Raw genomic sequence first — 21,376 nt, 5'->3', positions numbered from 1 at the left:
ATCTGCTGAGAAGGAGACCTGCACCGTGAGCACCCACTGCTTCGTCGGCACCACTGGTCCTGCGAACCCGCACCTCGTGCACGCCCGGTTCGTGCTCCTCGACGGCTACCCGACCGTCGTCGTGCCCGCCCTCGCCGCGATCTGGGTCGGCCACGCCCGCCGCGACGCCCGAGCGCTGAGCACCGCGATCCTCGCCTCCGACTGGGAGTACCTCGACCCGGCTGTCACCGCCGTCACCGAATCCGGGTTCGCCGGGCAGCGCCCGGTGCCCGGCGTCGGCATGACCCTCGCCAGCACCACCGACGGTGCCGTCGACGCGCCGGAACCGGTCACCGTGTTCCCGCTGTCCCACGCCCGGCACCTCGACGCGGAATGGATCTACCTGATCGACCCGCTCACCGCCACGGTCGCCGTGCACACCGACGACGGGCAGCACCTGGGCCGCTACCGGCTCGCCGGCTGCCTGCCCCCGTCACCGGCTGCCACCCGGATCCCCGCGAGCCACTCCCCCGCAGCGCGCTACGCCCCACGGCCGGCTGCGGGAGCCTTGCGGTGAGCGGGCGCGGTCTCACCGCAATCGCCGCCGGGGTGCTCGCCGTACTGATGCTGTGCGCGGGCGGAGTGGGGATGCTGTTCACGGGCGGTGGCACCGCCTCGGCCGCGTGCAACGGCACTGTCGGCCCAGGCCGGCAGCCGTTGCTGCCCGCCGTCCCCGTGTCCCCGCCCGCCGCCGGCGTCGGGGGCTGGACCGGTGAGCAGGTCACCAACGCGGCGGTGATCGTGTCCGTCGGCGTCGAGCTCACGGTCCCGCCCCGAGGCTGGGTCATCGCCCTGGCCACCGCCATGCAGGAGTCCACCCTGCGCAACCTGCCCGGCGGGGACCGCGACTCGGTGGGGCTGTTCCAGCAGCGCCCGTCCCAAGGCTGGGGCACACCCGCCCAACTCCAGGACCCGCGCTACGCGGCCGGCCGGTTCTACCGGGCGTTGCTGGCCGTCGACGGTTGGCAGGCCATGGCGTTGACCGACGCCGCCCAGGCGGTGCAGCGCTCCGCCTACCCCGGCGCCTACGCGAAGTGGGAGGACGACGCGATCGCCCTGATCCGCGTCCTGGCCGGCGGCACCCCCGCCGGGCCCGTCGGAGCGAATCTGGAGCAGGCGATGAGCAACCCGCTGTGCCTGTTCGACGCAGGTGACGGCCAGCCCGGCGGCGAGCAGGTGCCGCTGCCGGCTGGGTTCGCGCTGCCGGCGGGCACGCCGGCGCCGGTCGTGACGGCGGTCGGCTGGGCTCTGGCGCAGCTCGGCAGCCCGTACACCTTCGGCGGGGACTGCACCGCACCCCACTCCGGTATCCCCGCCCGCCAATGCGACTGCTCGTCGCTGATGCAACAGGCGTACCGGGCCGCCGGCATCACCCTGCCCCGCACCACCAGCGAGCAGATCCACGCGGGCCGGCCGGTCACCGACTACCGGGACCTGCGTCCGGGGGACCTGCTGTTCATTCCCGGCAGTCGCGGCACCACCGCCAAGCCCGGGCACGTGGGCCTCTACCTCGGCCAGGGGCTGATCGTGCAGGCCCCGCACAGCGGCGACGTCGTCAAGATCAGCCCCCTGTCCGCGTGGGCCGCGCAGCTCGCCGCCGCGCGCCGCGTCATCGGCTGAACCACCGCACCCCCAACACCACTCACGGATCCCGTCAGCCGGGGCAGCCTCTTAGGCGCCGACGGCTGCGGATCCCCCATCCCATCGGAGAGGACATCACCGTGACCGACACGGACCACACCAGCAGCAGGAAACAGCCGGAAACCCGGCCCGAGGACCCGATGACCTACCAGCCTGGCGAGCGGGTGGCGCTTGAGCACACCGGCGACCCGCACACGCTGCTGCGTCCGGGTGACAAGGGCACGGTGCGCCACCACCACCCGGACCAGCAGGTCCTCGAGGTGAACTGGGACAGCGGTTCCTGCCTGTCGATGCTCCTCGACGCCGGGGACCGCGTCCGCCGACTCCCCGCCCCCACCGGCGGCGCCGGCTGGGAGCAGGTGCTCGACGCGATGCGGGTCGCGGGCGCGGCGGCTGGCCGCGACGCAGCCGCGTGGTGGGCGCAGAACCGCATCGGCGGGAGGGCCACCGGCGACGTCCGCGAGGTCGCGCGGCAGGTCCTGGCCGGCATCGACGACGTGGACCCGCCCGTCATGGACGGGCTGCCCACCGCCGACCGGTACGTCCTCGCCGAGGACCGCGACCGGTATGCCGAGCACGCCCTGCAGGGTTCGCCGGCGTGGGAGGACCTGACCGACCGCCAGCGCGACCAGACGCGGTGGGCGTGGTGCGACGGGTTCGACGACGCCGCCGAAGCCGAGGTGGCACGGCAGTGCCGGATCGTGCTGCACCCGCACAGCGATGACCGGGACATGAGCCACCTGGCTCCCGACCGGGTGCGCCTCGGCCGGCCGGGCGTCTTCGCCGGGGACTGGGCGTGGACGCCGAACGGCGACGGACAGATGCGGATCCCGGTCGGGTTCGTCGGCGTCCTGGTGGACACGTGGAACGGGTGGGCGGTGTTCACCTGCACCCGGCAGGTGGCCGAGGCGATCGTCGCCGACCAGCAGGCCGCCCGCGACCGCTACCGGCACCAGCTCGCCGCCGAGGGCATCAGCGGGCAGCAGCAGGAGCGGATGGTCGACGAGTCCATGGCGCGGCTGTGGTTCGACGGCGACGTCATCGTCGCCGACGAAACCCGCGTGCACGACGACCCGGACGCGGTCGAACGGATCAGCCCCGACTCGGACGGCCGGTACGTCGTGATGGGCCGCGCCTGGACGTGGCTGCCGGTGCACCCGTACGACTGCGACCGCATCGCAGGCGACATCCCCGACCCTCCCTCCGCCGCCGCCGGCACTCCAGGAACGCCGACCAAGGGAGCAGCTGATGCCTGACGACCTGACTGACGAGTTCGGCGAGTACGCCCGCGAGGAACTCCTGCAAGCCCTCGTCCTGAGCCTGCTGACCAGCGCCGACCTGGACGAGCTGTGCGACGACGCCGACCTGCCGCAGCTCACCCACGACGACGGGCTGCCGGTGACGATCACCTCGGCGCGCACGTACCGGGACGCGGGGGTCCTGACTCTGGACCGCGGGGTGTGGCTGGAGCTGTCCGACGGAAGCGTGTTCGGGCTGACCGTGCAGATCTCCCGCCGCCCCCGCAGCGAGGTCGCCCTCCGCCGCAGATAACCCCTACCGGGGCACCCGTTGCCGGATCGACTTGATCAATTCCGGCGCGGGTGCGTTCCTTGTCGTCGCCCACCACCCGATGGCGGCGGCACCACCGATCCGCAGCCCGTTGGGCTGCCTGCTGGGCACCTCACGGAGCTTGCCGGCCGTCCTCTGCCAACCGGGGTCCGGCCCGTTCACCGCCCCGTCTCCACCGCGCGGACACCGCACCTTGGCCCGCGCACCCCAGAGACGGGGGTGCGCGGGCCCCACCCAGATCACAGGAGGCCTGCATGGACCCTGCAACCCCAACCACAGCCCCGCAAACCGGTGATGCCTCCCCCACACCCAACCCGGGTGATGGCCGCCGGCCCGGCTACCTCTACCGGCAGGTCGCCGCTCACCTCGCCGCGCACCCCGACCGGGTGTTCAAGGTCGGGGAGCTGACCACGGCGATCGCCGCCCCCTCCACCGGCGCGGTGTTCGAAGCCCTGAAGAAAATGGCTGCCGCCGGGTACGCCAGCCATCAGACGGGCCCGCACCGGTTCCAGATCACCCAGGCCGGGATCGACGCCGCCGGGACTATGCCACCGCCCGCCCCGCGTACACCCCGCCAAGGACGTCACGGGGCGGGTCGGCGGCAGCCCGTCGAGCGCCCCAACGGTGACCTGTACTTCGCCCGCAAGCTCGCGGGTGCCACCGACGTGGACGTGCTGCGCAGGCTGCGGGAGAAGCGTATCCCCGTGCTGCTCTACGGTCCGCCCGGCACCGGCAAGACCGCCCTGGTCGAGGCCGCCTTCCCGGACCTGCTCACCGTCGCCGGCACCGGGGACACGGTGGTGGAGGACTTCCTCGGCAACTTCATCCCGCTGCCCGACGGCGGGTTCGAGTTCGTCTACGGGCCCCTCGTCACCGCTATGCGCGACGGGCGGGCGCTACTCGTCGACGACGCGACCCTCATCCCACCGAAAGTCCTCGCCGTGCTCTACCCGGCCATGGACGGACGGCGGGTCATCACCATCCCCGGCTACCGCAACGAACGCGTCGAAGCGAGCGACGGGTTCTACGTCATCGCGGGCCACAACCCCGGCGTGCACGGGGCGATCCTCACCGAGGCGCTCGCGTCGCGGTTCGACGTGCACATCGAGGTCACGACCGACTGGGACCTCGCCCGCCACCTCGGCGTTCCCAACCCCGCCGTCCAAGTCGCCATCGCCCTTAACGCCGACCTCGCCGCCGGGCGCGTCGGCTGGGCGCCGCAGCTGCGGGAGCTGCTCGGCTTCGCCCGCGTCCGCAAAACCCTCGGCCTGCCGGCCGCCATCTCCAACCTGGCCGGTCGCGCCCCCGCCGACGACCGCGAGCAGGTCCTCGCCGCGCTGCGCCAACAGTTCGGCACCGACATCACCGCCCTGACCCTCGGCAAACAGCGCTGACCCCGAAAGGAGAACCCCTGATGCCTCATCCGCACAGTCACCTGCAGACCGGCCCGGCCACGTCCCCGGCGGGTGACCCGGACTGGCAGGTGTGGAGCGACGCCTGGACCCGGCACATCCCGACCCTGGCCGGCCGCAGCGACCTGACCGTCACCGTCGCCCCCGGCGCCGGCGGCGGCGGCGGCGCCCCTGCCTGCTGCTACCCCGACGCCGGCCGCATCGAGGTCGACGCCACCTACATCGGCTCCCCCGACATCGCCAACCCTCGCCGCGCCGGGCACAAACGGCTCGTCCCGACCGCCTACGGGCTGCTCGTCCACGAGGCCGCGCACGCCGCCCACAGCCTGTGGCGCACCCCGCCCGGCACCCCTGCCGTCGTCGCCGCCGTCGCCGAGCTACTGGAGGAGTCCCGCATCGAGTACCGGCAGCGCACCCGTCGGCGCGGCGACCGGCGGTGGCTACGCCACACGGTCACCACCCTGATCAGCCCCGACGACGCCGCCGTCGACGACCCGTGGCACGCCGCGCGCCTCGCTGGACTGCTCCTGGCGCGGGTCGATGCCCGCATCCTCACCGCTAAGGACACCCGAGGGATCCGGGCCGCCGTCACCACCGTCCTCGGCCGCAAGCGGTTGCTGCAGCTCCGCCAGCTGTGGCGTCAAGCCCACAGCGTCGACGACAGCGACGCCGACACGATGATTGACCTGGCGTGGCGGTGGTGCCGGCTCCTCGACATCGACCCACACCGGCAGCCTCAGGCGCCCGCAGCGGACGCGGGCGTGTTCGCCGGGCTGCTCGCCCAGGCGCTCACCGACTACCTCGCCCACACCACTGGCCTCACCCCCGCCCAGTATCGAGATCAGCAGATCCACGCGCGTTTCTCCGCACCGGCGACATGGACCCGCCGGGAACCGACCGACGCCGAACGCGCCGCCGCCCGCCACCTCGCCGCACGGCTGCGCCGCGCCCGTACCAGCCACCAGGAACCAGACATCCGGCCCAGCCTGGTGCCGCCAGGCAGGCTGCGAACCCGGCACGCGATCACCGCCCAAGCGCAGATCGCCTCCGGCTCCATGCCCACCGCCACCCCCTGGCAGCAGCGCACGCAGCTGCCCCCGCCGAAACCGACCCTGCAGCTAGGCGTCATCGTCGACGCCTCCTTCTCCATGCACCCCTGGGCGGCGCCCATGTCCTCGGCCGGGTGGATCCTCGCCCACGCCGCCCACAACACCCAGGCCGTCACCGCCACCATCGCCTTCGGCAGCGACGTCACCCTGCTCGTCGGAGCGCGCCAGCACCCGACCCACGTGCTGGAACTGTCCGCGGTGGGCGGCAGCACCGCCTTCACCGACGCGGTGAAACTCGCCGACCAACTACTGCAGCTGCGCCAACCCGGACGGCTACGGATGCTCACTGTCGTCTCCGACGGCGACCTGCCCGACCGAGAGCCCGCGCAACGCCTCATCAGCACCCTGCACCAGGCGGGCTGCGCCGTGCTGTGGTTGCGTCCCGCCGACCTGGACGGGCACACCTTCACCGACACCACCACGATCCTGGTGGCCGACCCGGTGCAGGCCATCGGCCACATCGCCGACGCCGCGGTCACCGCCCTCGAGCACGCCTGACCCCGTCTCTCGACCGGGCTCTCCCCCTGGCCGAGGTGTCGGCTCGCGGCCCACCGGACTCCGGCGTCACGCCGACAACCACCGGTCGAGATCACCCATCGCGCTCCCACTGGCCGTTGCTCGGCCACCCCGCGCACTTCCAACGCCGAGCACGGCCGCTCAGCCATGCCCGGACCCATCACGACAGAACAGGAGAAACCGTGAACAGCCCGAACAACCCGCGCCTACCGATCACCTCGCCCGCGGACCTGCTCACCGCCGTGCCCTACCTGCTCGGCTTCCACCCCACCGACAGCCTCGTGATCGTCGGTCTCACCGGCACCCGGATCGCCGTCGCCAGCCGCGCCGACCTCCCCCAGCCCAGCCAGGTCGCCGCCTGGGCCGACGACTACATCCTGTCGCAGATCCGCATGCTGCGGAACGCGGCGGCCACCCGCGCCATCGCCGTCGGCTACGGCCCCGCCGCCACCGTCACCCCGGCCATCGACACCGTGATCCCGCGGCTGGCCGCCACCGACATCGACGTCTTCGACGCGCTGCGGGTCACCGACGGCCGCTACTTCTCCTACCTCTGCCAGGACCCCGCCTGCTGCCCCACCGACGGCGTGCCCTTCGACCCCCAGCGCAGCGACATCGCCATGCACGCCATCGTCGCCGGCTGTCACGCCCTTCCCGACCGGGCCGCGCTCGTGGCCAGCATCGCCCCCACCACCGGGGACGCCCGCGTCGCCGTCACCCGCGCCACCGCCCGCGCCCGAGCTCGACGCCGCGCCCTCATCAGCGAGGCCGGACGCGACGGCCTGATCCGCGCCGGCGAACAGGCGGTGCGGGACATGCTCGCCCGCTACGCCGACGAGCAGACCCTCACCGATGACGAGTTGGCCTGGCTCACTGTCCTGCTGCCCGTCCCCGCGATCCGCGACGTCGCCTGGCAGGCCACCGACGCCCAGCCCTGGCACGTCGCCATGTGGACCGACATCACGCGCCGCGCGCACCCGCCGCTCGTGGCCCCACCGGCGAGTCTGCTCGCCTTCGCCGCGTGGCGCCGCGGCGACGGCGCGCTCGCCTCCATCGCCGTCGACCGCGCGCTAGCCGCCAACCCCGCCTACACCCTCGCGCAGCTGCTCGACCAGGCGCTGCGGGCCGGGCTCACCCCGTCCGTGCTCGACGGCTGGCCCCACCCCGGCCAGACCACCATCGCCTGACCCGCGCCCGTCCCGTCTGGAGACATCCATGTCCGCACCGCACCTCGACGTCCAGCGGCTGCTGCACGACCACGGCTACGCCCTCGACCCGGATCAGCTCGCCGAGGCCTGCGCACACCACCCAGAGCAGCTGTGCGCGCTGCTTGCCGCGGCTGGCACCATCGCCGCCACCAGCGCCCAGATCACGGTCCTGACCGACGCCGCCAACCTGCTCGGCGACGCCCATGCCAGCAGCGACGCCGACACCGTTCTGTCGCTACGACAGCGGCTCGACCGGGTCGCTGACGCCCTCACCGCCGCTTTCGCCCAGCACGACAGGGCCACCGCCGCCCTACGACACACCTGCGGCGCCCTGATCCGCACCGACCCCGCCGTGCTCTCGATTCCCGAGTGCGTCAACCCCGCCGAGTCGCCGCGCGCCGCCACCGACTCGACGCCCTGAGCCAGACACCCGCACCCGTCGCCCCGAACGGGCGGCGGGTGCGCCGGTAAGCAACGCAACGGAGGACCTGATGACCGAACCGACGGCGGCCCCTGCCGCACCCCCGAGCCTCGAATCCGTCCTGCGCCATGCTTGGGACGCCTTCCACCCCGGCCAGCCAGCCCCGCTGGGATGGCTCACTCACACCACCACCCAGATCCAGGCCTACCTGCGTAACCACCACAGCGACCCGCAGCCGCCGCCCGCAATCCCCGAATCGTTGACGCAGCTCCGCAGACAGGTGTGGCAGGCGCTGCGCGAGGCGGTCAGCGAGCACGACATCGACATAGATGCGGCCAACCGGGTCATGGAGGTCGTCGACCTGCCGCTGCTGCCCCGCCGCTGGCAGGTCCGCCTCACCCTGACCGTCCTCGCCGAGCTCACGGCCGGCACGAGCGATGACGCCTTCGACGCCGCCGAAGCCGCAATCGAAACCGCCCTCGCCGGCGCCGAAATCGAGGCACGCATCGAGTGGAACGGCAACGAACGCGACAACGCCGACCCGGGCGACCTTGACCCCACCGACCCGTGGCCCGGCTGCCCGCGGTAACCAGCGCATCCCGGGCTACCCAGGAAAAGCGGTCTCCTCTGACCCGCCGATGCCTCCCCTGCTCATCACCGTCGGTGTGAGGCGACCACCGTGCGGCTCCCGCATAGAAGTCCCACTCACACAGCAGGTCCCTGGCGATTCCGCCGCTACTGGCCGACTCCCAGGCCTGGAGACTGCTGCGGGCCACGCATGTTGCGGTGGATCTGCTCGTCGGGCGGCCGCAGGCCGCCCAGCCTCCCGGGACAGGGCGTTGACGAGCCGTCGGCGCACTGAGCGCTGGAATGCTTCCTGCCCCCTGCGGCCGCTCCCTCCTCGCTGAAGCCCAGGCTCACCTCCTCGCCGACGACTTGATCTATCGGGAAAGTCGAGCGTCACTCGTGGCTGCCGCCACCCCGGCGGACCCGGCAGCGGCCCACACCGCTGGCCGGGGTGGCGGCCACCCGAGCCGACAATCCGCGAGAGGCAACGCCGATGACGCAGCCGCACCGCCGCTGCATTCCCCGCGACGTCACCGACGTCCTGCTGTGGCTGCTCGCCGCCGACGTCGCCCACCTCCCTGATCCCCACCGGCCGGACCGCTGCGCCAACCTGCGCTGCACCGGCGAGGCCTACCCGTGCCCGCCCGCGCGCGACGCCCGCCGCGCCTGCCACGCGGCCACCCGAGGCGAAGTGCTCGCCCGAGGGCGAGCGAAGGTCGCTGCTCCACCCGGCGCGGCGGCGCGGTTCGCCGGCTGGTTCCGGCCCACCCGGCCGGCCCCACCGCCGCAGCGGCCGATGCCGGCGCCGCGCGCCGCCTAACAACTCGCGCTGACTCCCCACCCGGCGCCGCAGTCGGTCCTTCTGTCCACCGGCGACTGACGCCTCGCCAAGTCGCGTCGCTGTCCGCGCTTCGGCGCCTCATGCCCTGCGCCCTACCACCGCGGGCTACCGGGGTCTTGGGACGCGTATGCCGCAACCACGGGCAACGGCGTCGGCTGCAGGCTGCCAGAACCCCGTCCGACTCGCCCGCGCCTAACGCGCTGGTCGCGCCCCCGCGCACCTGCAGTGCAGGTACGGGCCGCCAGCAAACCTCGCCCCACAGACCGAGCCGCTCGAACAGCGCCCCAGTGCATCACAAGGAAAGGAGAAACCCCATGGCACCCGCGACCGACCCGGACGACGCCGATGGCGGCGACCTCAGCGTCGGCGACCCTCAGCTGGGCAAGTCACGGCTGCTATCGCGGCAGTGTGACACCTGCGTGTTCGCGCCAGGCAACAAGATGCGTCTCACCCCGGGCCGGCTACACGACCTTGTCGCCGAAGCCCGAACCAGGCAGTCCTTCATCATCTGCCACTCGACGCTTCCGCACTACATGCATCCCGAGGTCAAGCCGGCGATCTGCCGCGGCTTCGCCGACCGCTACGACACCCAGGCGCTGCAACTCATCGCACGGCTCTTTGGCTTCGTCGAGGTCGACCCGCCCGAGCATGGTCCATCCGAGTTCAGCGCCTCTACCTGAACGACCACACTTGTCGGCGTACGGGCTGCAGCGCAGAACCGCGTACGCCACCGAGTACACAACGGCCATCGGACATCCGCAAGCTCAGCGGCGGGCTGACCGGCCGAGTCGCCGCCAGCACACAGAAATCATCGACTACCCACAGTGACACTTGCCGAGCCCCGGTGGTGTCCGGATCTGCCGATGAGGGTGCACGCGATCTTGGTCTGTGCTGATCGTCGACACTGGCTGAACGGCTGGATGCTCGTGCCGCGCGGCTGCCTCGAAGCCGGCACCAGGTAGGCGTATGTCCGGGCGTAACGGCAGCACCACGCTAAGTACGTCGACCTCCAACGCCGATCAGGGCTGATTCGGCTTCTCCTTTGCGAGCCATGCCCGCGCCGTCGTCGAGAGCTTGCCCGGGTCCTTCTTCCCCACGTACTCAAGGAACTGCTCCATGCCGGCAAGTTGGTTATGCCCGTAACTGTCGTGCGTAGGTAGTTCCAGAAGGTTATCTACGTCCGCCTGCGTGAGCTCGTCTGCTACGAGTTCGAGCCGCATGAGAACCACATTGCTGTGGTCCCAGTTTCGCGTGAAGTCAGCCTCCCGTAGCCACTTGTCTTTGAGCGCCTTGCGCACCGATGCCGAGGCGAAATTGGGGGGTAGTTCGAAGCTCTCAATCCATCTGCCGCCAGCAAAATCTCGGTAGAACGCCGAGACTGTGCGGTAACTGTGCCGCTTGGCGTAGACAAGTTCTTCCAACTCTTTGATGGACTCGTCGCTCACATACCTCGTGATCAGGTCGTAGGCGAGACTCGCAAGCGAGATGTAGTGGACGGCGAGGTTGGGCTCTACCGACGACGCCAGTGTGTGAGCCTTCTCGTTGCGCAAGTGCTGGACACCCAAGTGCAGGTAACCGACGCCTCGGAAGAAGTCAGCTTGCGCTGCGTCGGCAGCCTTGGCTCTGCCGAACAGCGCTTGGTAGTGCGCCTCGTTCTGGGCGCTGTTATTGAAGACGTCCGATGCCTTTTCCTTGCCAGTCAACTCTCGAAGTTTTTCGCGCACGACCTTGTAGGACTCGTCAACCGCGTGGAAGTAGTCACCGATCGCAAGGTACTGCCGGATGTGGCTGTAGATGTCCTCGTGGATCTCAATGGAGATCCTGTTGTTGGTGACAGTCGCCTCGGTCGTAATGGCGACCGGTGCACCCACTGCCGGGGAAGACGAACCGCCACCGAGCCTGCTAGCGATCGTACGGAGCTTGGCGATCTGCTCGTCAGTGATGTCTTCGCGCAAGCCGCTTACAGACTTCTTCGCCTCGATGTAGTCGGCGAGCGCACCAAGCGCCGCAGAGACCTCTGCGTCCGACCCGTTCTTCCAAAGTGCTCTGAGCCTGTTGGCCTTGGATCGGCCAAAGCCGCTGTATTTCTCGCTGTCGTAGATGTCGATGTTGATATCGGCGAAGAGGTCTGCGAAAGAGCCGTCGGTAAAGTCCAGGACATACCCACCGCTCATGGCGAGCACCGCTTCCAGGAAGGTTTTGTCTGCGATAGAGAGCCTGCTCATTGCGCGAGATCCCAGTCCTTCCGCGGCGGCATACCTGACCTGAGCACCTTAGGACGTTAGTCGCCAGCAGACCATCGCGGTCCAGCTCGTCCCGGGTCTCGACAACCTGGTCTTGGCCCGCACCTTGCGACTGCGCTGGGCTATTCACTAGCCGGTACTCGTGTGCTTCGTTGTACCAGGCCGTTGCGTGCTGCAGCTCGCCCTAGGCACGCACGAGCTGGAGGGGCATGCCTTCACCCTCGCTGCTGAGCTGCACTAGGCGGATGACCAGGAACCCCGCCGACGTCTGTGCGGGCGAAGTTCCAAGCGTCCCACGGTTCGGACCCCCGCTAGTGCTGATTCTGCTCATCTCGGGTGGCAGGGCCAACGATGCTGCGCCGTGTGGACGAGCCCTCGCGACGTCTCGTTTCGGCGGAAGTCGGAACTGTTCGACGGCGCGCTCATCTGCCGCTTCCGGCGTGCTGGCGTTCTTCATTGCTGGTGACGCACGGTGATGTACGACTACCTCTCCTGCTTCGGCTTTCCGTGTAGTACCTGCCGGTCAACTCGTTCTACGAGCCGCGGTGTCGGCCTTCCTGGGCCGCTACCGTGGCCAGACGCGCGTCCATACCGAGTCCGACCTGCACGTTTTCCTCCGCTGGTGCAGCTAGCACGGCCTTGACCCGCTGACGGCGGTGCGGGTGGACATCGAGCGGTACGTGCGCTGGCTGCAGGACGTACGCCGCCCGCCGACTCAAGCACTCGCCGACACGGCGGGGATCCGGATGCCGAGGATGCACCCCCACATACTGCCGCGCCTTCAGCCGGCCGGTTCCGGGTGTCACACCTGCAGTGTGTGTGGGGGCAGGCGACAATGGCCGCGTGCCTCCAGAGCAGCCCAGTGTCGTGAGCGATGTCGCCGCGCGTCCAGCCGAAGGTGAGCGCGCCGCCGTTGTCGGGTTCAGCGGTCAGTACGGCCTGGCTGCGCGGACTGTGCGCGCGAAGATTACTACTCTGGAGTGGATTCGGGTCGCGGATCCCGACGCGGGAGTCGCGGACGATTTCCAGTTCCAGGCCGGGGGAACCCGGTACGCCCTGCAGGTCAAGTGGGCGCAGTACCCCGGGGCTTTCGGCTGGGCCGAACTGGTCAACGCATCGAGGGATGCGACACCGCTTATCGGGCGGCTTGCGCAGGCGTGGCAGCGCATCCGTGAGAATTGGTCCGGACCGCTCGAGGTCCGCCTGTGGAGCAACGAGAACCCGTCGGTGTCCGCACCACGTGAGGGCTCTGTCCTGGCGTCCTGCTCAGCGCAGCCGCCACGGCATTTTGCCGCGTTCTTGGCCAGGTCGTGGATACCGGCTCGGGAGCGCCTGCGCGCTGGCAGCGGCACCTGGTCGCAGGTCGCGACGCTGCCCGAGGTGACCGCCTGGCAGTCGGCGTGGGAGGCGCTGCGCATGGCGGCCGGTCTGGACGTCGACGCGTTCGCGGCATTCGTCGGCGACCTGGATTTGCACTTCGGCCCTGCCGTGGAAGATCAACTGCTACGTCCAGACGAGGCACCCCGAGACAGCGACCTGGAGCACCTCGCCGCAACCCTGCAGGCGCTGGTCGCTGACCCGGCCCGGCCGATACAGCTGAGCCGCGAGGAGCTGCTCGAACGGCTCGGCTGGACAGACAGGCTGCGCTTTCGGAACCCCCATGCCTTCCCGATACCCGCCTCCTACACCGCAAACGAGGCTGCCCGGCGGCAACTGCAGGTACGGCTCGACGAGCTGAGGGGTGGCTACGTCGCGCTGGTCGGTCCGGCCGGTGCGGGCAAGTCGACGTTGCTGGCCAGCTTGACCTGGCCACAGCGGCGGGTTGTCCGGTATTACGCGTTCGTTCCCGATGCCTCCGATCCGCTGAGTGGGCGCGGTGAGGCCGACAGCTTCCTGCACGACGTCAGTCTCGCGCTGGAAGGTGTCGGCTTCCGCCGTCGCGGCTACGGCAACGACCTGCGGACCCAGCGCGCCGTGCTGCAGGAGCAGCTTGCCGACGCCGGCGAGCGGTGGCGGGACAGCGAGGAGGCGACTGTCATCGTGGTCGATGGGCTCGACCACATCCCGCGCGAGCAGAACCCGTCGCGCTCGCTTCTGGAGGAGTTGCCCGCACCGGCAGGCATACCGGAGGGGGTGTTCGTCGTGCTCGGCACACAGACGACCGGCATCCTGCCGCGGCCGATCCGTGACGCCCTGGCCACCGACGACCGGACGGTCGAGCTGCCGCCGCTGGCGCCGGGCGAAGTGCTTCGGCTGGCCGATGCCGCTGGACCAGGCGAGTGGCTGCATGCCGGCCAGCGCGAGCGCCTAGTCGCGGCCAGCGAGGGTCACCCGCTTGCGTTGACGTACCTCCTGCAGGACCTCGCGGCGCTGGAGTCCGCGGAGTCCGATCCGCAGCTACGGAGCCTGGCCGTGGATGCGCTGCTGAGCGATGCCTCAGCGTACGGCCGCGAGGTCGAGGTCCGATATCGCGGCTATCTGCTCGCCCTCGGTGATGATCGTGAACTGCTCGACGTCGTGGCCGCGATCGCCCGTCTGCGCACACCAGTGGATCTCGAGTGGCTCAAGACATGGGTAGCGACGCCGGTACTCGAGGCGTTCGTACAGAGGACGGCGACGTTCTTTCGCCGCGAGGGAACGGTGTGGCGGTTCATCCACAACAGCTTCCGCCGGTTCCTCATCGAGGAGACGTCGCGAGTCGCCGGGACGTTCGACGCCGGGCGAGACCGGGCCTTGCACGTCGCGCTGGCCGACATCTGCGGACGCTCCGATCAGCGCTGGACACTGTACCGGGATGAGGAGCTGGCGCACCGGTACCTGGCAGGGGACTACGCACGGGTCATCGAGCTGGCGAGGCCGAACCTGCTACGGGACAAGATCTTGGCGCTGCGCCCGATCGCCGTCGTGCTAGACCAGGCACGGCTCGCGCTGCGGGCAGCTGCCGAGACGGACGATCACGCCAATTTCGTCCGGATGCTGCTGTTCCACAACGAGGTTTGGCAGCGAGAGCTCGTCATCAGCCCCGAGAAACTCGCCAGCGTGATGGTCTACCTCGGACCGCCCGAGCGAGCTCTCGAGCACGTCGTCGCGGCTGGTCTGTTGCGGGTGCCGGTCGAGGCGGCGCTTGATGTCGCCGTCCGCTTCGCCCGCGCCGGATCCTTCGAGGCCGCGGCGCAGATTCTGCGCGCTGCCGGAAGCTTGGCCGAGATCGTCAGCGACAAGCCCGCGAGCGCTGCCGACTGGGCCGAGGTGACATTTCATATCTCCGGCCTTGACGAGGTTCTCGCGCAACTCGACGACCAGCTGACGGTGCCGACCGCCGGCCCTGTGCCCGATGACCCGCCGGCTGCCCTCGACGACGAGGCGAAATGGGCTGCCGAGCGTCGCCGACGTGACCACGAGGAACGCATCGCCCAGATGACGTCGGCACGCAACGTGATACTGGCCCGGTGTTTCGATCTGCTCAACGAGATCCGTGATGAGACCGGCCTTACGACCCTGCGGGACAGGATCGACCGGGAGCCGTCCTCGGGCTGGCGCGCCCGCGCCCGGGTGGTGCACGCTATCGCCGCCTGCGAGGACGGCGACGCGAGCTCTGTCCTGCGTTGGAGCCGCGAGGTCATCGAGCTCCACACGGTCGAGCGAGACGACGAACACGATGAAGAAGACGGCTCACCAACGAGCCGGACCGGTGGGGTCCCGCTCAGCCTTCGCCTCAGGGCCGCGCACATGCTCGTCGCCAGCGGCCTAATCGATGCGCCCGAACTCGATCTGCTCGTGCCGCCGGACACCGTCGCCGCCTGGCCGTCCGTCCCGTCGGGACAGGACGGGTTGACGCCGTTCCGGACGATCATCGACCTGGCCAAGCTACGCGTCCTCCATCCTGCGACCAGCGCCGCACCAACGGGCGTCCTGTCAACAGCCGTGCCCAACCCACGCGGCGCCGGAAACGAACGGTTCCGGCGCGCCCTGAACACCCTCGCGCAACTGGAGGGACGCCAGGCCGCAGCCGATATCGGCCGCGGCAGCGCACCAAACGTCGCTGCCGAGGCTGATCCGATCATCCGCCTGCTCGAGGTGCCGAATCGCCAGACATGGGACTGGACGGGTTGGTACTACGTCCAGGCCGCAGCGCCCGGGCTGTTCCGGCGGCTCGCCCGTCTTGCCGCGGCTGGCGGACCGGATACTCTCCACGCGCTGCTCGACCGGTTCGCTGCAGCTTGGAACGACCCGCATCGCGCCAAGTACTGGTCGCCCCAGCGGCAGTTGCATGTCCTGCGCGCCGTTCTGTCCTTCGCCAAGGCCGACGTGGTCGATCGTGTGCGCGACCATCTCGAACGACTCGACACCGCCATCGAGGGGTTGGCCTCCGGACCGCACGAGCTGGCTGAGGTGTGGCTCGAGCAGGCGAAAGGGTGGAGCAAAGCCCGGAACTTGCAGCGGGCTGAGGAGGCGGTCCGGTCAGCATTGCGCGCGTCGTGGGGCCCCGGCTTCCACCACGACGACCGGCAGCTGACCGCCTGGCTCGACTGGCTGAGGGCTGCTGCCGCCGACGGCGTTCTGGAGCGCGAGGAGTTCCTCGAGGCTGCTCGCTGCTACGCGGGCCGGCTCGTCGCAGCGAACGACGCCGACGCCGACAAGGACGCTGCCGAGGCCGCCGGACAGCTCATCCAAATGGTATGGCCGGTCGAGTCCGCGTTGAGCACCGCGCTGGCAGAGTCACTGTGCGAGACCGGCATCATCGAAGAGGACGAAGCGATTGAGGCGGTGCTGCTGGGAGGTGCGCGCGACCCGCGAGTGCCGGTCGAACTCGCCGCCGTCGCGGCCGCGGAGCTACTCATCCCGCTCCGCAGGCAGCCCTCCCACGAGCTACGCCGGACGATCGAGCAGCGGCTGGATCCGCAAACGCCGCATGCGGTCGCCATCATCGACGATGCCATCGCGGTGTGGTCGGTGCCGGACGACCCCGACAGCCCCAGCTCCGACGGCTCAGACAGCGCTAGTCCAACCGCCGCGTCGACGGAACCTGACGACGTCCCGGCGCTGGCCGCGTCCCCAACGAGCGTTACGGCGTTGTTGAACGAGATGCGCCGCACCCCACACGCGGGCGCCGAACCCCGCGACTGGGGTCGCGCCGTCGAGGCAGTGGCTGGCGATGATGTGACGCGTGCCGTTGCCGGGGCGCTGCTGAACGAAGCGAGCCGGCTGCGCCTAGACGGCGAGGCCCTTGGTGGGATCGCCGCGATGGCCGCACGAGCCGGACTAGCCCAGACCGCTGCAGGAGCGCTCGCCGACGCCCTCGCCCGCACCCCGGCCTACGGCTGGCTCCCCCACTACGACGGTGGCAGCCGCCTCAACCTGCTGCGTGCTGCACTGCGCCACCGTGATCCGACCATCGCACGACTGGCAGCCTCCGACCTCGCCGGGGCCTTGTCGACCGGTGCCTTATCGGGGCAGATCCAGCCCACCGACCTGCGCCGGATCCTCGAGACGATCGCCGGCAAACACGCCGTCGCATCCGCCTGGCAACAGGTGGCGGAACACCTCGACGTGTATGCACCCGCGGCCCACCAGGTGCCCGGCCCGAGCGAACCGGTCGCCGCTGCCAGCACGCCAGTAGAGGCGCTGCTGCGATGGGTTGCAGGCTACTTAGGCCACCCCGTTCGGCCACGCGACTTCGGCGCCAGGCACGTCCTGCACGCAGGACTCGACATGGCGCTCCCGGAGGCGGAGACCGTGCTCGCCGAGTCGAACAGCCTCGGCGGGTGGCAGGCTGAAGCGGCGCTGCACACCCTGGCCGTGTACGGGCCGCCGCGGGCCGCGCTATCGTCCGCGCTCTCGGAGTCAATCGCAACGGCAGCGGCGTCGGATGACGCGATCTGCCGCGACCTTGCCCGTCAGCTGTGCGAGCGGCACGGGCTCGCCGCCCCCGTGCCCCCGTTGCGTCCGCTGGCACGCACCTACGAGCTGGCGCTGCCCCCGCTGCGAGCGCGCACCGCGCCCGAAACGGACAGCCGCGGGGTTCCTATGATCGACATGCACGATCCGCAGCAGATCCTCGCGCCGTTCGACGAGCCCCTCCGCCTTGCGGCACGCCTTGCAGGACTGCCCGAGGAAGCCACCCTGCACCGCGCAGCCACGATCGCGATAGCGCTCGACATGCCGTGGCTGCGCGGCGGGCACCAAGCGCATGCAACCCGCCTGGAGACCCGAGGACAGCGCCACACTTACCGCCCCTGGGCATTCATGGCTGGGCGCCGCGCGCTCGGGATCGTTCTCGCCGAACTGTTAGACGCCGGGGCTCTCGATCGCGGTATCGCCGCCCCCTCCTACGCGATCGGGCTCATCGACGAAGTGCTAGTGCACGTCGTTCCGAAGCCGCTGGACGACACGACACCTGCGCCGTGGCGCGCGCCCACAGACTCGAGCTACGACGTGCGGGGCTGGTGCAAGCAGACAGAGGACGCCGCACGGACGTACGCGACCGCGGCGGAGGTGGCATCGACATACGTGCTGGCGGAGTCCACCGAGTGGGTCCGGTTGGAGTGGGGAAAGCCCGAGGAATACCGGACCATCCAGACCGCTCACGGCCTGGCCGACGCCGGCGGCGTCCTGCTGCCCTCGCGGGAACTATGGGAGAAGAGCTTTAAACCCGCGAACGGCTACTCCCAGGTCCGGGACCTGGCCTGGACAGACGAGCAACTAGTTGTCGAGGGATGGGAGATGCACACCGACCCGCCGTGGTACCGCTGGCTCGCGCTCCATCCCGCGGTCGGCCGCCACCTCGGCTGGACACCCAACCCGACCGAGCTCTTCTGCTGGAACGGCGACGACGGAACCTGGCGGGCCCGCTCGATCCGGCGTGCGCGTGGACAGCTCAGCCACCAGCCTTACAGCCATGCCTACTGCGCCGAGGGCTGGCAAGTTGTCCTGAGCGACACCGGTCTCGCTGAGCTACGCCAGGCGTTCGGGCCGCTGCGACGTCACCTCCTCGTCCAGCGGACGCTGCCCGCTCGCCCGCGCGAGGACCGGCCGGCCGCAGAGACCAGCCGCTTCCGCGTCTCGCTCACAGAGCCGTCCTGATCCGTCGCATCGACAGGCGCCGGTCTGCCCTGATGAAGCCGCCGCTGCTGAATACCGGCAAGCCAGCCGTCACGCTGCAATGTCCCGACACGCGCCTCAGTAGACGACGGCCGCCGCAGCATCCCGTCACGCCAATGAGAGTGCGCCATTGAGCGGTATCGAATGCGTATGTGTACCCGAGTCCCGCGCCGGTGCGGGTCACGCGAAGACGTGGACTATGTGCTCAATAATTGCCTGAATGCCGGTCCAGTCCGATTCCGGCGTGATGCCGTTCCTCTGCGCATCCTCCACCTTCCGCTTGAACGCGTCTTGGACGGCCTTCTTGTCTGGGTCCATCAGTGTGCCGTGGTATCGCTTCAGCGCCGGATTGTAACTTCGCCACTGTACCGGAACCAGACTGCCGTCGATGGTCAGAATGTCATGTCCGAGATACATCTCCAGGGAGCCCGCATGGCCGTTGACGTCGGCGAGGACCGGCTCGTCCGAGTATGGTCCAACGGTGGGGTAGCTCGACAGCAGGGCCAGGTCAGGGTAATGGGTCACCCGGCAATTATCCGGAAGGCTTTCGCGTTTAAGTTTGGCGAGCCCGGCATGGCCTTCCGTGTCGTTGTCTGCGATGGCAACGAAGCGGTTGGCCACTCCGGCGGCAATGAACGAGTACACCGTCTTGGCCAACGCGCCCACATTGCCCTCGGCTCCGCTAACGCCGTCAAAGTCAATGAACTTTACGAATCCAATCAGATGCGGGTGCGTGACGGCCATTGCCATCTGGAGAAGGCGAGAGTCCGTGCGTCCTTCCGTAAGCACGATGAGCGGTGCGTTCGTAGAGACGGCAGCCAACTGAGTCACCCGCGCCGACTCGGCAACGGGCTGGTCGGCGTCCATCTCAACGCAGCACCCCATCAACTCGTGCAGATCGAGTCCCACCTCGGTTTCGTCGGGAGCCGGTTCGAGGAGTAGGCGCAGGAGACTCCGTGCGTCCACGTGGAACCGGAGCCCGTCGATGACCTCGACCACTTTGCCTGCGCGAGAATGGTCCTCCCATTCGAGCTCGAAATCCTCGAACACCGGTTGATTTGCGATGACGTCGCGCAAGGCGGCAATGAGTTCGTCCGCATCAGGTAGCGACTTATGTTCTGAACTCGCAAAACGTTCTCGCTGTTGCCGTTCCGCTTCGTCAACGCGCCACTGCTCGATGCCGTTCTTGAGGTCAGCCAACGCCCGCGCATCGGTGAAACCCTGCACGTGCAGTCGCTGACGCAACTGCCAAGCCAGGGCGTAGTACCCGTAGCGGTCGACGTCATCCTCGGCAATCGCCTGCAGGTACACCTTCTCGTCCTCTTGGAACAGCGCCGCCAATTCCGAGTTGTATCCGTCGCGCGAATACAGGAACGTGCGCCGACCGACCGAAATGTATGAGTGGTGGCCCATCCTGCCAAGCCCTCCATCCAACACCTGAACAGACTGCTCAAGTATGACCAGGCGTCGAGCGGCTTGGGACCTACCCTCCCCACCGGTTGACGGCGGCGGACGAACGCGACCAGATCGAGAACCTGAAGTCGCTCCATGAGATCAGCTCCGGCACGCAGATCTGCGCGCGGCAACACCTGTCCGTATCCCGAGTCACGAGAGGTGGCAACGTGGTCAGCACCGGTCACACTTCGTGGGCGTTGGGCAACGTGCGGCAGCACCGCGGCGTTGACCAGCTCCAGTCTGGACCTCAACGAGTGGCAGCAGCCGCTACATCACTATCGTTGTCAGTAAGATCACCTGCACTGATCTGCCGCGCTCCGGGCGCCAACTCACGTCCACCGATTACTCATCGCGGGTAGCGGACGCGGGTCGTCCGGCCGGCCGCCGCCGCAGCGTCCCGATGCTTCGCGCCCCGACCTCTGCACGTCTGGCGTACCCGACTCTGCACCGGAACCCGTACGCCGACAACACCAACGAATGCCCGGAGCGGGTGCGGTACGAGCCGCGTGGCTGGCCACCGCCGCCCGCATCCCAACCGAAGAAGCGTTCCTCGTGACCGGCATAGACGACTTCCTGTACCGCCAACGCGAGATCATCGACAGGGTGGGCTGGGTGCTAACTCTCGTCGTCCCCAGCGACGACGAGCCCGACGACACCGCGCCCTTCGCCTACACCGTAGGGCTCACCGCACACGACTACCCGGTGCTGATCATCGCCGGACTGGATCCGGCTACCTCGCAAGCGCTGCTCAACGACCTCGCGAGCAGGGTCTACGACAAGGGCGAGCTTTTCCGTCACGGTCAGCGCATCGGCGACCTCGTCGCCGGATACGACGCGGTCATCATCGACGGCGACTCGACCGAGCAGCTGCACCCGGGCGGCGCGATCGGCCGCTACGGCCGCGACCGCGTCGGCCTGCAGCAGGTTGTCTGGCCTGACCGGCGCGGCCGCTTTCCCTGGGAGACCGCCTACGCGCTTCCTCCGCCGTGCAGCCGCTGATCGCGCGGCCGTAGACCTCGGCCCCCGTGGGGCCGGATGTGCGATGTCGCGTCCGGCCCTTCGCCGGGAGGTCCTTCGTCGCCGGAGTCGCCTGTCAATGACCGGCGCGAGGAAGAAGATCGGTTTTTTTGTCTTTGGGGCGTCTCTTCCCCGGGGTTCCGTGGGTCGTGGAAGCGGTCGCGGTGAACCGCCCCGGGTTTGGTAGCGGCCCGACCTCTTGTGGAGGATCGAGCCATGTCACGCCCTTCCCCTTAT

At 69.4% G+C, this 21,376-nt stretch carries 15 protein-coding genes; 13 read left to right on the top strand and 2 right to left on the bottom strand.

The window, feature by feature from the left end:
* Positions 1-25: 25 nt before the first annotated feature.
* From IEY96_RS31615 to IEY96_RS31565, 11 genes are all read left to right on the top strand, one after another.
* Positions 26-556: a hypothetical protein gene (locus tag IEY96_RS31615; RefSeq protein WP_189198457.1), complete on the top strand. Its 531-nt coding sequence runs from the start codon at positions 26-28 to the stop codon at positions 554-556.
* 47 nt (positions 557-603) lie between these two features.
* Positions 604-1,659 carry a C40 family peptidase gene (locus tag IEY96_RS31610; RefSeq protein ID WP_189198479.1) on the top strand — a complete coding sequence of 352 codons (1,056 nt, stop codon included), beginning with the start codon at positions 604-606 and terminating at the stop codon, positions 1,657-1,659.
* 101 nt (positions 1,660-1,760) lie between these two features.
* Positions 1,761-2,936: a DUF4314 domain-containing protein gene (locus IEY96_RS31605; protein WP_229791997.1), complete on the top strand. Its 1,176-nt coding sequence runs from the start codon at positions 1,761-1,763 to the stop codon at positions 2,934-2,936.
* On the top strand, positions 2,929-3,231 hold the full coding sequence (locus IEY96_RS31600) for a hypothetical protein (protein WP_189198456.1): 303 nt from the start codon (positions 2,929-2,931) through the stop codon (positions 3,229-3,231). The genes IEY96_RS31605 and IEY96_RS31600 overlap by 8 nt, the downstream gene beginning before the upstream one ends.
* Positions 3,232-3,503: 272 nt before the next feature.
* The gene (locus IEY96_RS31595; protein WP_189198455.1) at positions 3,504-4,643 is read left to right on the top strand and encodes an AAA family ATPase; all 1,140 of its coding nucleotides are present in this window, start codon (positions 3,504-3,506) and stop codon (positions 4,641-4,643) included.
* A gap of 20 nt (positions 4,644-4,663) precedes the next feature.
* A complete protein-coding gene (locus IEY96_RS31590; RefSeq protein ID WP_189198454.1) occupies positions 4,664-6,268 on the top strand; it encodes a VWA domain-containing protein in 1,605 nt (534 codons plus the stop codon).
* A gap of 200 nt (positions 6,269-6,468) precedes the next feature.
* On the top strand, positions 6,469-7,473 hold the full coding sequence (locus IEY96_RS31585; RefSeq protein ID WP_189198453.1) for a DUF4192 domain-containing protein: 1,005 nt from the start codon (positions 6,469-6,471) through the stop codon (positions 7,471-7,473).
* A gap of 28 nt (positions 7,474-7,501) precedes the next feature.
* Positions 7,502-7,915: a hypothetical protein gene (locus IEY96_RS31580; protein ID WP_189198452.1), complete on the top strand. Its 414-nt coding sequence runs from the start codon at positions 7,502-7,504 to the stop codon at positions 7,913-7,915.
* Between the two features lie 70 nt (positions 7,916-7,985).
* Positions 7,986-8,504, top strand: a complete 519-nt coding sequence (locus tag IEY96_RS31575; RefSeq protein ID WP_189198451.1) for a hypothetical protein — start codon at positions 7,986-7,988, stop codon at positions 8,502-8,504.
* 471 nt (positions 8,505-8,975) lie between these two features.
* Entirely contained in the window at positions 8,976-9,302 is a 327-nt protein-coding gene (locus tag IEY96_RS31570; protein WP_189198450.1) for a hypothetical protein, read from the top strand.
* A gap of 335 nt (positions 9,303-9,637) precedes the next feature.
* Positions 9,638-10,003, top strand: a complete 366-nt coding sequence (locus IEY96_RS31565) for a hypothetical protein (protein WP_189198449.1) — start codon at positions 9,638-9,640, stop codon at positions 10,001-10,003.
* 339 nt (positions 10,004-10,342) lie between these two features.
* On the opposite strand, the gene IEY96_RS31560 is transcribed toward IEY96_RS31565, so the two are convergent.
* A complete protein-coding gene (locus tag IEY96_RS31560; RefSeq protein ID WP_189198448.1) occupies positions 10,343-11,548 on the bottom strand; it encodes a TIGR02391 family protein in 1,206 nt (401 codons plus the stop codon).
* A gap of 885 nt (positions 11,549-12,433) precedes the next feature.
* On the opposite strand from IEY96_RS31560, the gene IEY96_RS31555 reads away from it, so the two are divergent.
* Positions 12,434-18,649 (top strand): ATP-binding protein, encoded by a 6,216-nt coding sequence (locus IEY96_RS31555; protein ID WP_189198447.1) that lies wholly within the window; start codon positions 12,434-12,436, stop codon positions 18,647-18,649.
* Positions 18,650-18,847: 198 nt separating this feature from the next.
* Here the strand turns inward: IEY96_RS31555 and IEY96_RS31550 are convergent, their stop codons facing one another.
* Complete coding sequence (locus tag IEY96_RS31550; protein WP_189198446.1) at positions 18,848-20,104, bottom strand: HEPN/Toprim-associated domain-containing protein; 1,257 nt, start codon at positions 20,102-20,104, stop codon at positions 18,848-18,850.
* 570 nt (positions 20,105-20,674) lie between these two features.
* Between IEY96_RS31550 and IEY96_RS31545 the strand changes: the two genes are divergently transcribed.
* Positions 20,675-21,121, top strand: a complete 447-nt coding sequence (locus IEY96_RS31545; RefSeq protein ID WP_189198445.1) for a DUF4262 domain-containing protein — start codon at positions 20,675-20,677, stop codon at positions 21,119-21,121.
* The last annotated feature ends 255 nt before the right edge of the window (positions 21,122-21,376 follow it).

Origin of the sequence: Micromonospora fulviviridis (assembly GCF_014648395.1) — a bacterium.
Lineage (GTDB): Bacteria > Actinomycetota > Actinomycetes > Mycobacteriales > Micromonosporaceae > Micromonospora > Micromonospora fulviviridis.
The sequence above is the reverse complement of the archived record's forward strand: the minus strand, read 5'-3'. Positions and strand labels throughout refer to the sequence as shown.